At 70.4% G+C, this 9,852-nt stretch carries 10 protein-coding genes and 1 pseudogene; 6 read left to right on the forward strand and 5 right to left on the reverse strand.

Annotated features, from left to right (window positions below):
* Positions 1-43: 43 nt before the first annotated feature.
* Both PSH03_RS11605 and PSH03_RS11610 read right to left on the reverse strand, forming a co-directional pair.
* Positions 44-1,243, reverse strand: a complete 1,200-nt coding sequence (locus PSH03_RS11605; RefSeq protein ID WP_238689114.1) for a hypothetical protein — start codon at positions 1,241-1,243, stop codon at positions 44-46.
* A complete protein-coding gene (locus PSH03_RS11610) occupies positions 1,236-1,796 on the reverse strand; it encodes an RNA polymerase sigma factor (RefSeq protein WP_210786545.1) in 561 nt (186 codons plus the stop codon). Before PSH03_RS11610 ends, PSH03_RS11605 begins: the two co-directional genes overlap by 8 nt.
* Before the next feature lie 195 nt (positions 1,797-1,991).
* Here PSH03_RS11610 and PSH03_RS11615 point away from each other — a divergent pair, with 195 nt between their 5' ends.
* On the forward strand, positions 1,992-2,573 hold the full coding sequence (locus tag PSH03_RS11615; RefSeq protein ID WP_210786543.1) for an NADH-quinone oxidoreductase subunit B: 582 nt from the start codon (positions 1,992-1,994) through the stop codon (positions 2,571-2,573).
* Between the two features lie 71 nt (positions 2,574-2,644).
* Positions 2,645-3,961 (forward strand): DUF2252 domain-containing protein, encoded by a 1,317-nt coding sequence (locus tag PSH03_RS11620; RefSeq protein ID WP_238689115.1) that lies wholly within the window; start codon positions 2,645-2,647, stop codon positions 3,959-3,961.
* Positions 3,962-3,977: 16 nt separating this feature from the next.
* Here the strand turns inward: PSH03_RS11620 and PSH03_RS11625 are convergent, their stop codons facing one another.
* Positions 3,978-5,024 carry a glucose 1-dehydrogenase gene (locus PSH03_RS11625; protein ID WP_210786539.1) on the reverse strand — a complete coding sequence of 349 codons (1,047 nt, stop codon included), beginning with the start codon at positions 5,022-5,024 and terminating at the stop codon, positions 3,978-3,980.
* Between the two features lie 105 nt (positions 5,025-5,129).
* On the opposite strand from PSH03_RS11625, the pseudogene PSH03_RS11630 reads away from it, so the two are divergent.
* Together PSH03_RS11630 and PSH03_RS11635 are read left to right on the forward strand one after the other, a co-directional pair.
* Positions 5,130-5,726: pseudogene (locus tag PSH03_RS11630) on the forward strand (NADH-quinone oxidoreductase subunit C); the annotation flags it as partial.
* Positions 5,727-5,962: 236 nt separating this feature from the next.
* On the forward strand, positions 5,963-6,925 hold the full coding sequence (locus PSH03_RS11635) for a complex I subunit 1/NuoH family protein (RefSeq protein WP_030329816.1): 963 nt from the start codon (positions 5,963-5,965) through the stop codon (positions 6,923-6,925).
* Positions 6,926-7,045: 120 nt separating this feature from the next.
* On the opposite strand, the gene PSH03_RS11640 is transcribed toward PSH03_RS11635, so the two are convergent.
* The gene (locus tag PSH03_RS11640) at positions 7,046-8,065 is read right to left on the reverse strand and encodes a glutathione S-transferase family protein (protein ID WP_238689117.1); all 1,020 of its coding nucleotides are present in this window, start codon (positions 8,063-8,065) and stop codon (positions 7,046-7,048) included.
* Positions 8,066-8,146: 81 nt separating this feature from the next.
* Between PSH03_RS11640 and PSH03_RS11645 the strand changes: the two genes are divergently transcribed.
* Positions 8,147-8,575, forward strand: coding sequence for an ester cyclase (locus tag PSH03_RS11645; protein WP_210784108.1), 429 nt, complete (start codon positions 8,147-8,149; stop codon positions 8,573-8,575).
* On the opposite strand, the gene PSH03_RS11650 is transcribed toward PSH03_RS11645, so the two are convergent.
* Positions 8,556-9,128, reverse strand: a complete 573-nt coding sequence (locus PSH03_RS11650; RefSeq protein ID WP_238689118.1) for a Uma2 family endonuclease — start codon at positions 9,126-9,128, stop codon at positions 8,556-8,558. The genes PSH03_RS11645 and PSH03_RS11650 overlap by 20 nt on opposite strands.
* 105 nt (positions 9,129-9,233) lie before the next feature.
* Here PSH03_RS11650 and PSH03_RS11655 point away from each other — a divergent pair, with 105 nt between their 5' ends.
* Positions 9,234-9,830, forward strand: a complete 597-nt coding sequence (locus PSH03_RS11655; protein ID WP_210784110.1) for a NuoI/complex I 23 kDa subunit family protein — start codon at positions 9,234-9,236, stop codon at positions 9,828-9,830.
* Positions 9,831-9,852 lie beyond the last annotated feature (22 nt).

A 9,852-nucleotide genomic window follows, 5' to 3' on the forward strand; every position in this document is an offset into this window, starting at 1 on the left:
ACTGTCGTGTGGGGGACTGAGTGGCGAGGCGGGATCCGACCGGTCAGCGGTACGTGATCACGACAGTGTTGTCGGTGCCGTAGACCTCCTCGACGAAGTCGAAGGCTGAGTCCATCGGCCGGGCGTCCACCTCGGCCTTTCCGGATCCGACTGTGGCACCCGCCGCCACCCGGAAGCCCAGCGTGAGCCGGAGTTCCTTGCCCCCTTCGAGCCGGTTCAGGTCACAGGTGACCGGCTCTCTGGTCGTTCCCGGGTCGTTGCGGCAGGCCGCCCAGCCGCCGCCGTCCGGGCGGATCGCCGCCGGCAGGCCGAGCCGCAGCGCCACATGGGCGGCCGGACCCGTGGCTCCGTTGCGGATGCGTACGGTCATCGTGCCGGTCCGGGAGCCGTCCGTTGCCGTGGTCAGCGTCAGATCAGTTGAGGTGACGACCAGGTTGACATCGTGCTTGTTGGTGCCGAAGGTCGTCGGACCGGAGACCTGCGCGAAGGCGTCGCCCTTCCAGCGGTAGCCCCGCCACTGCCGCTGTGACCACTCGGCGGGCCAACCGCCCCCGGGAGCGATGTCACCGACCTGCACGCGGACCGTGCCGTCGCCCACGACATCCAGCGCGAACAGCCACTGCGGCTTGTCGATGGTGGTCGCGACCACCCGGCCGACCGTCGTCACCTTTCCTTCCTTGTCGCGGTCGAAGGCGACCACCTGCATCGGCCCGCGGGTGCCGAGTACGCACTGCACGAGAGCCACCGTCTCCACCGCGCCGTCCCCGTCGATGTCGCCGTGGTCGAGCGCCAAGAGCCAGTTCGCGCCCTCCCGGGCGTCGGCGGTGAGCCGGGTTTGCGACGTCGGGCAGCCTCGTCCGGCCCGCCATGCCGGCAGGGTCACCGGCACCCCCAGCAACTGTGCCCGGCTGAACCGGCCGTCCGGCACGGGGATGGTCGGGCTGGCACTGGTCCCGGCGGGGCTGGGGGTTGGAGTCGACGGTGGCGTCGGCGACACCGACACGCTCGGCGTCGGCTCGACCGGACCGGGCCGGTGCTCAGGGCCGCTCATCGCCGCGTATCCGACGGCCGACCCGCCGAACAGGGCGAGCGCCGTCGTGGCAGTGGCAGCCAGCCGTCGTCGGCTGCGGCCCCGTACCGTCCGCCGAACAGCGGCAGGTCCCGGTGCCTCGACCTCCGGCAGCGCGGTGCGACGGTAGCGGGCGAACTCTTCGGCGAGGTCAAGAATCTCCTGCTCAGACATCCCGCACCTCCTCGTTGGTGTCGCGTAGAAGTGTGGCGAGAGCGGCCCGGCCCCGGTGCAGCCAGGACTTGACAGTCCCTTCGGCGACCTGTTCCTGGGCGGCGATCTCGGCGACCGTCAGGTCGGCGAGGTAGTGCAGCACGACGGCCCGCCGCTGCTTCGGCGGCAGCTTCGCCAGGGCGGCGTCGACAGCGACCCGGTCCGGGTTCGGCTCGGCGACGTGTGTCTCCCGTTGCCGCAGCAGCCACAGCTGGGCGGTACGCAGCCGTCGCCAGCGGTTGTGGCCCAGGTTCCAGGCGACCCTACGGACCCAGGCCAGAGGGTCCTCGTAACCGACGAGCTGGTCCCAGCGGGCGTACGCCCGACAGAACGCCTCCTGAACCAGTTCCTGCGCCTGCCCACGGTCACCCGTGTACGCGGTCAACTGCACCACCAGCCCCCGGAAGTGGGCGTGGTAGAAGTCGTCGAAGACCAGCTCCGCCGGTTTGGAGGTTGCGCCTCCCGGCAGGTCCGGCGGGCGTCCGCCCACCCGCACATCTCGTGTCACAAGCACTCGTCCTCCCCGTGGCGGCTGCGGGCGGTGTGTTCGCCAGCACCGGTCACACAAGCGAGCGCGCCAGTAGGTTGCGCGTCGATCGCTGCCGATCCTTGTCGGCTCCGGGACAGTTGGTGGGCCCCTCGGGCCGATCACCGCCGGACCGCGCGGACGCCGTCTGTGATTCACTGTCGGTGAGGAGAGGGGGCGGTCGTGCAGCTACCGGCAGTGCTCGGCGAGCCGATCCGGTTCGTGCTGAACTGGGGCCGTCGCTACTCGCTCTGGGTGTTCAACTTCGGTCTGGCCTGCTGCGCCATCGAGTTCATCGCCACCAGCATGGGTCGGCACGACTTCATCCGACTCGGCGTGATCCCGTTCGCCCACGGCCCCCGCCAGGCCGACCTGATGGTGGTCTCCGGCACGGTGACCGACAAGATGGCCCCGGCGATCAAGCGGCTGTACGACCAGATGCCCGAGCCGAAGTACGTCATCTCGTTCGGCGCCTGCTCCAACTGTGGCGGCCCCTACTGGGATTCGTACTCGGTGACCAAGGGCGTCGACCAGCTCATCCCGGTCGACGTGTACGTGCCCGGCTGCCCGCCCCGGCCGGAGGCGCTGCTGCACGGCATCCTGCGCCTGCAGGAGAAGATCGCCGCCGAACAGTCCGGCATCGGGGGTGTGCCGCAACGGGACGTGCTGGCCGCACCGCTGGACGCCCCGCCGCGTGAGGCCGCCCCGCCACGCTCGGTCGACTCGCTCACCGCTCCACCGGTACGCCCACCCACCGCCGGCTGACGGCGTGAGTCACCACCCACGACGGCGCGCTCGCCACCCTGTTGTGGACCCGCCGCACTAGCCTGCGCACTATGACCAGCTCAGCGGACCAGCGGTCCACCCACATCGTCGACGTGCTCACCGAGGAGTTCGGCGCGTCGATGGCGATCGACCCGGCCGCCTTCCGCCGCAAGTTCCGCAAGATGGCGGCGTCGCCGTTCGCCTTCTACCGGGGCAGCGCCGCGCTGTTCTACGCCGACCAGCTCGGCGACTTCGCCGACGACCGGTTCTCCGACGAGCAGACCAGCCGGGTGTGGATCCACGGTGACCTGCACGCGGAGAACTTCGGCACCTACATGAACGCCTCCGGGCAGCTCGTGTTCAACGTCAACGACTTCGACGAGGCGTACGTCGGGCCGTTCACCTGGGACCTGCGCCGGCTCGCGGCCAGCGTGGCGCTGCTCGGCTACGGCAAGGCGCTCTCCGACACGGCGATCGGGGAACTGGTGGCCGGCTTCGCCCGGTCGTACCTGACCGAGCTGCGGGCCATCGCCGCCGGTGGCGACGACGCGATCGGTTCGATCACCCTGGACAACGCCGACGGGGTGCTGCGCCGGGTGCTCCAACGGGCCCGGCTCAACACCCGCGTGGACCTGCTCGCCGCGCAGACCACCATCGACAACTACGAGCGACGCTTCTCCATCGGCGACGGGGTATTCGAGATCGACGCCGCCACCCGGGACCTGGTCAGCGCCGCCTTCCAGGACTACCTGGGCACCCTGCCAACCGCCTCGACGCAGCTGCGCCCGGTGGCGGCGCGGATCAAGGACGTGGTGCTGCGCAAGGGGGTGGGCATCGGCTCGGCCGGGCTGCCGTCGTACAACCTGCTGCTGGAGGGGCACACCCAGGCGCTGGAGAACGACGTCGTCATCTACATGAAGCAGGCGCAGGTGCCGGCCGTGGCGCGGTACGTCACCGACGAGTCGGTCCGCGGCTACTTCCAGCACCAGGGTCACCGGACCGCCGAGTCGCAGCGGGCGTTGCAGGCGCACGCCGACCCGTGGCTGGGCTTCACCGAGCTGAACGGGACCGGTCAGCTGGTCGCCGAGGTCTCCCCGTACGCCGCCGATCTGGACTGGTCGGACGTGAACGAGCCGGAGGAGCTGACCGGGGTTCTCGTCGACCTCGGCCGGGCGGTGGCCCGGATGCACTCGGTCGCCGACGACGAATCCAGTCACGACCTGGTGGACTACTCCACCGAGGAGGCGATCGTCGCGGCGGTGGACGCCGACGAGCCGGGTTTCGTCGCCCACCTGGTGGACTTCGCGCACGCGTACGGGGTGCGCGCCCGCCAGGACCATCAGCTCTTCGTCGACCTGTTCCGCAACGGTCGGCTGCCGGGCATCTGATCGGGCGCGGCGTCGCTCAGGACGCGAACTCCAGCACCACCTTGATGTCGTCCGGCCCGGGGGTGTACGCGTCGGCGTACCGGTTCGCCGGCACCCGTCGGGTGATCAGCGACTCGAGCCAGACCTGGTCGGCGCGGGCGAGCGCCTGCGCGGCCATGGTCCAGTGTCGCCGGTTGGCGTTCACCGAGCCGAACACCACGTTGTTCTCCAGCACCAACGCCCGGTTGAGCGCCCCGGCGTCGAAGTCGATGCTCCGACCACCGCTGGACACCCCGGCCAGGCAGACGATCCCGGTCGGGGCCGCCTTGCACATGACGTCGAGGACCACTGTGGGAGCGCCGGTGCACTCGATCACCACGTCCGGCTCGAAGGGCAGGTCGTTGACCGGCACCGTGTGGTAGGTGGCGCCGAGCCCGGCGACCAGTTCCGGCTTCGGCCCCTCGGTGTTCCGGTCCAGCACGTGGACGGTGAGCCCTCGCTGGGTGCCGAGCAACGCGGCCAGCAGACCGATCGGCCCCGCCCCGGTCACCAGCACGGTCTGCGGCTGCCATTCGGCCCGGTGCCCGATCCGCTCGATGTGGTCCCAGGCCTTCGCCACCACACTTGTCGGCTCCAGCAGCACTCCCACCTGGGCCAGTGTCGGGTCGAGCGCGACAGCGAACCGCGGCTCGACCCGCCAGCGGTCGCGGGCGAACCCGGCCAGTCCCTTGATGCCGTGTTCGGTGTACTGGCCGTTGCGGCACATGTCCCACTCGCCGACCGCGCAGTTCGGGCAGGGCACCGGGTCGGGATGCCTGACGATCCCGGCCACCAGGTCACCAGGTTGCAGGGTGCCGCTGGGGTCCTCGATGACCCGGCCCAGTGACTCGTGCCCGATGACCAGGCGGTCGGCACCCGGCGGCGCCTCGCCGTACTCCCCGGCGATGATCTCGTGGTCGGTGCCGCAGATCCCCACCGCCAGCGCCTCGACCAGGACAGAGCCCTCCTCGGCAGCCGGCTCCGGCTGATCCTCGACGAGGTTCAGCGAATTGGCGACCCCTGGTCTCACTGTCACAGCGCGCACGCCCCCATCTTTCCCCGCCGAGGCGTGCGCCGCGCCCAAAGCCGGCAGATCGCTGGGCATCGGCGGCGGCCAGGCGCGGGCTCGGCCGGCACTAGGATCAGCGGCATGACTCCCGAAGAGGTCGGCGCTCGGCTGGTCGCGCTGCTCGCGCCGGTTGAGGCGACCCCGTCGGTCTCCGGCGGGCAAAGGTTCGCCCGGGCCACAGTCGATGTGCCGCCCGAGAGTTGGCTGACAGCGGTTTCCGCCGCCCGTGACGACGCCGAGTTGGCCTGCGACTTCTTCGACTGGCTCTCCGCCGTCGACGAGTTGGCCGAGGGCTTCGACGTGGTGGCGCACCTCTGGTCGACGCGACTGCGCCACGGCGTGCTGCTGCGTACCCGGTTGCCGCGCGGTGCGCCCACTGTCACCTCGGTGGTCGACGTCTACCCCGGTGCCGCCTGGCACGAGCGGGAGACGCACGAGATGTTCGGCATCGACTTCGCCGGGCATGGGGAACTGCTGCCGCTGCTGCTGCCGCCGGAGTTCGAGGGTCACCCGCTGCGTAAGGAGTTCGTGTTGGCTTCCCGGGTGGCGAAGCCCTGGCCGGGTGCGAAGGAGCCGGGCGAGTCCGAGGCCGGCGGCGGGCGTCGACCGATCCGCCCGCCGGGCGTTCCCGCTCCGGGCGAGTGGGGGCCCACGCCCACACCGGCCGGCGCCGGTGGGGTGGGGGAGGGCCCGCGTGGCGGCACCCCGGCCAGGCCGGCCGGTGAGCGTCCGGCGCGGCCCGCCCCGGGGGCCCGTCCGGCGCGTACTCCCCGACCGGCCGACGCCACAGACGGCCCGGCTCCGGCCGCCGAGCCCGCGCCCGGCGCAGGCTCGGCCGACCAGCCCGCGCCCGGCACGGCCGCACCTGACAAGCCCGGCGATGGCCGGAGCGATCACGACGGGGGTACGGCCTGATGCCGCTCTGGGTGGAGTTGGTGCTCCGGATCGGCGGCGTGGTGGTCGCGTTCCTCACCCTGCCGTTGCTTGTCGGCCAGGCCGAGCACAAGGTGATGGCGCACATGCAGGGTCGGCTCGGCCCGATGTACGCGGGCGGCTTCCACGGCTGGGCGCAACTCGTGGCCGACGGGGTGAAGTTCGTGCAGAAGGAGGACATCACCCCGCGCGAGGCGGACCGGGCGGTGTTCCGGTTGGCGCCGGCGGTGGCCCTGGTGCCCTACCTGCTGGTGCTGCTGGTCATTCCGCTCGGTCCGAACGACCTGGTCGGGCAACCGTTGGACATCGGCCTCTTCTTCGTGCTGGCCGTGGTCGGCGTCGGGGTGGTGGCGGTGCTGATGTCGGCGTGGGCGTCGGCCAACAAGTACAGCCTGCTGGGCGGGTTGCGCGGGGCGGCCCAGTTGCTCGGTTACGAGCTGCCGCTGGTGCTGGCCGCCGCGTCGGTGGCGATGGCGGCCGGCACGCTCAGCCTGTCGGGCATCGTCGAGGCGTGGCAGCCGTGGTGGCTGCTCTGGCAGGCACCCGCGATGATCATCTTTTTCGTCGCCGGGCTGGCCGAGATCCGTCGGCCACCGTTCGACATGCCGGTGGCCGACTCGGAGCTGGTCTTCGGCTACATGACCGAGTACACCGGTCTGCGGTTCGCGTTCTTCCTGCTCGCCGAGTACGTCGGCATCGTGGTGATCGCCGCGCTGACCACTGTGCTGTTCCTGGGTGGTTGGCAGGGCCCGTTCGCCGACGACCAGTTGGGCTGGCTCTGGACGCTGCTCAAGATCTTCGCGGTCTCCTTCGTGATCATCTGGCTTCGGGTTTCCTACCCCCGGCTACGCGAGGACCAACTCCAGCGCCTCTGCTGGCTGGTCCTCGTACCCGCATCCCTGGCCCAACTGGTCCTCACCGCAGCAGTCCGCATAGCCCTGTAGACCCCCCCGAACTCCCGCGCCGATCTTGCACTTCCTGTCCCGGCGAAAGTGGCCGAGTAGGGCATTTCGGCGTCAGAAAGTGCAAGATCGACGCGCGTAGGGGGGCGGTGGGTGCCCCGGTCAGCGCAGCGGGGTGTGTTCCGGGTCCACCGGCTCGGTGGGGGGTGGGGGCGGGGTGCCGTCGCCGAAGGGGCGGCCACCGAGCGCCTCCCTGCTGGGTGGGGTGAGCCAGTTGGACAGGTCCGGGCCGAGCGGCACGATCCCGGTCGGGTTGATGTCGCGGTGCACCTCGTAGTAGTGCCGCTTGATGTGGTCGAAGTCGATGGTGTCGCCGAAACCGGGAGTCTGGAACAGGTCCCGGGCGTACGCCCACAGCACCGGCATCTCGCTCAGCTTCTGCCGGTTGCACTTGAAGTGGCCGTGGTAGACCGGATCGAAGCGGACCAGCGTGGTGAACAGTCGCACGTCGGCCTCGGTGATGGTGTCGCCGACCAGGTAGCGCTGGTCGGTCAACCGCTCGGTGAGCCAGTCCAGCCGGTCGAAGAGCTGGTGGTACGCCTTGTCGTACGCCTCCTGGTTGCCAGCGAACCCGCACCGGTAGACGCCGTTGTTCACGTCCCGGAACACCATGGCGTTGACCTCGTCGATCTGCTCCCGCAGGTGCTCGGGGTAGAGCCGCGGGGCGCCCTCGCGGTGGTACGCCCTCCACTGCGTGGACAGGTCAAGGCTCATCTGCGCGTAGTCGTTGGTCACCACCTGCCCGGTCGGCACGTCCACGATCGCCGGCACGGTGATGCCGCGCTCGTAGCCGGGGAAGCGCTTGAAGTACGCCTCCTGGATGCGCTCGATGCCGAGCACCGGGTCCCGGCCGTCCGGGTCGAGGTCGAAGGTCCAGCTCCGGGCGTCGTGGGTCGGGCCGGCCACCGCCATCGAGATGGCGTCCTCCAGACCGAGCAACCGCCGCACGATGATCAGGCGGTTGGCCCACGGGCAGGCGCGGCTGACCGCCAGCCGGTACCGGCCCGGCTCGACCGGATAACCGTCGCGCCCGTCCTCAGTGATCCGGGTGGCGATGTACCGCTGGTCGCGGGTGAACTCGCCGCCCGGCTCGACGTACTTGCCGCCTTTTTCCTCGCCCACGTCGCCCTCCCGGTCTGGTCAGTGTCTCTACCCAATCCTCGCGGATCTACGGCGCACAGTGGTCCCGGATACCCTGCCGGCATGACGGATGTGGAGACGGCGGCCCGCCGGTTCATCGCCGATGTGTGGAATGCCCGCCAGGAGGAGTCGGCGTACGAGCTGGTCGCCGAGGAGTGCCCGGGGCTGGGCGGCACCGGGCCGGAGGCGACGTTGGCCTGGCACCGCGAGCGCCGGGCGGCCTTCCCGGACCTCCGCTACAAGATCGTCGACGTGGTCGCGGCCGGCGAGCGGGTGGCAGTGCACTGGCGGGCCGCCGGCACCCACGCCGGGCAGTTCGGACCGGTGCCGCCGACCGGGCAGGTGGTCAGCTACTCGGGGGCGACGTTCCTGCGTTTCGACGCGGCGGGCCGGATCGTCGAGGTGTGGAGCTGCAACGAGCTGTTCCAGTTGCTGCAACAACTCGGCGTCGAGATGCTCCCACCGGCCGTCGTCAGCGGACCCGGGGCGTGATCCGACTGATCGGCAGATTGATCGGAAAGGGCTCGCCGGTGTCGACGAACTTCGTCCACCGCCCGGTCTCGGTGTAGACCTCGTTCACCGCGTCGATCCGGTAGGTCACGACCTCCAGCGCGCCTTCGGTCTCGATCCGCCAGTAGTAGGGGATGCCGGCCTGGGCGTACAGCGCCGGCTTCAACACCCGGTCGATGGAGCGGGTGTTCGGTGAGACGATCTCGATGGCAACGACCACCTCGTGCGGCTCGTACTTCGAGGGCTCGCGAGCCGCCGCGGCAGCCGTGGTGATCAGCACGTCGGGGATGAAGGATCGGGTGCGGTTGATCCGCACCTCGACCGCCTGGGTCACGTCGTAGCCGTCGGGGCAGTCTTCGTCGAGCGCGGCCATCAGGTGGCCAGCGATGGTCTGGTGGGTGCGGGTGGGGGAGGGGGACATCAGCAGCACTCCATCGAGCAGTTCCCGGCGGCGACCATCCTCGGGCAGCGCATCCAGGTCGTCAGTCGTCCACTCGCTCTCGGGCGGGTAGTCGCTCTGCAGCGCGGCGGTCATGGGCAGGTCCTTCCAGGTGCGTTCCTTCTCCCCGCGACCACGGTACCGCCCCGGACCTGTGGGTGGTGGTCGCGCGCGCCGTGGCCACAGGGCAGGATGGTCGACATGAGCGACCCCAGCGAGCGCGATGACACCGGCGGACGCGGCCTTCCCGGCGCGGGCCTGGTGAAGGGGCTGGCGGTCACCCTCAAGACGATGACCAGCCGTTCGACCACCCAGCAGTACCCGGACACGGCCCCTGACCTGCCGCCGCGCTCGCGCGGCGTGATCGCCCTGTCCGAGGAGAACTGCACGGTCTGCATGCTCTGCGCCCGGGAGTGTCCGGACTGGTGCATCTACATCGACTCGCACAAGGAGGAGGTGGTGGTGCCCGGCGCCGCCCGTCCCCGCCAGCGCAACGTGCTCGACAAGTTCGACATCGACTTCTCGCTCTGCATGTACTGCGGCATCTGCATCGAGGTGTGCCCGTTCGACGCGCTCTACTGGTCGCCGGAGTTCGAGTACGCCGAGTACGACATCAAGGACCTGTTGCACGACAAGGACCACCTCGGTCAGTGGATGGCCACCGTTCCGCCGCCGCCCGCCCACGACCCCAACGGCGAGCCGGCCAAGGAGGAAACCTCCGCCGCGCGCAAGGCGGCCGCCGCACGTCCCGCTCCGTCAGCGGTACGCCCCGACGCCGATCAGGACCCGGCGTCGTGAGCGCCCGAGCCGGAAGGGTGCA

Origin of the sequence: Micromonospora salmantinae (genome assembly GCF_022230905.1) — a bacterium.
In the GTDB taxonomy this organism is placed as follows: domain Bacteria; phylum Actinomycetota; class Actinomycetes; order Mycobacteriales; family Micromonosporaceae; genus Micromonospora; species Micromonospora salmantinae.

What these genes read in the sequence shown, in the direction of transcription:
- PSH03_RS11620 (WP_238689115.1), top strand. Translation starts at nt 2,645, where the DNA reads ATGACCAGCTCAGCGGACCAGCGGTCCACCCACATCGTCGACGTGCTC.
- PSH03_RS11605 (WP_238689114.1), bottom strand. Translation starts at nt 1,243, where the DNA reads ATGTCTGAGCAGGAGATTCTTGACCTCGCCGAAGAGTTCGCCCGCTAC.
- PSH03_RS11635 (WP_030329816.1), top strand. Translation starts at nt 5,963, where the DNA reads ATGCCGCTCTGGGTGGAGTTGGTGCTCCGGATCGGCGGCGTGGTGGTC.
- PSH03_RS11650 (WP_238689118.1), bottom strand. Translation starts at nt 9,128, where the DNA reads ATGACCGCCGCGCTGCAGAGCGACTACCCGCCCGAGAGCGAGTGGACG.
- PSH03_RS11655 (WP_210784110.1), top strand. Translation starts at nt 9,234, where the DNA reads ATGAGCGACCCCAGCGAGCGCGATGACACCGGCGGACGCGGCCTTCCC.
- PSH03_RS11645 (WP_210784108.1), top strand. Translation starts at nt 8,147, where the DNA reads ATGACGGATGTGGAGACGGCGGCCCGCCGGTTCATCGCCGATGTGTGG.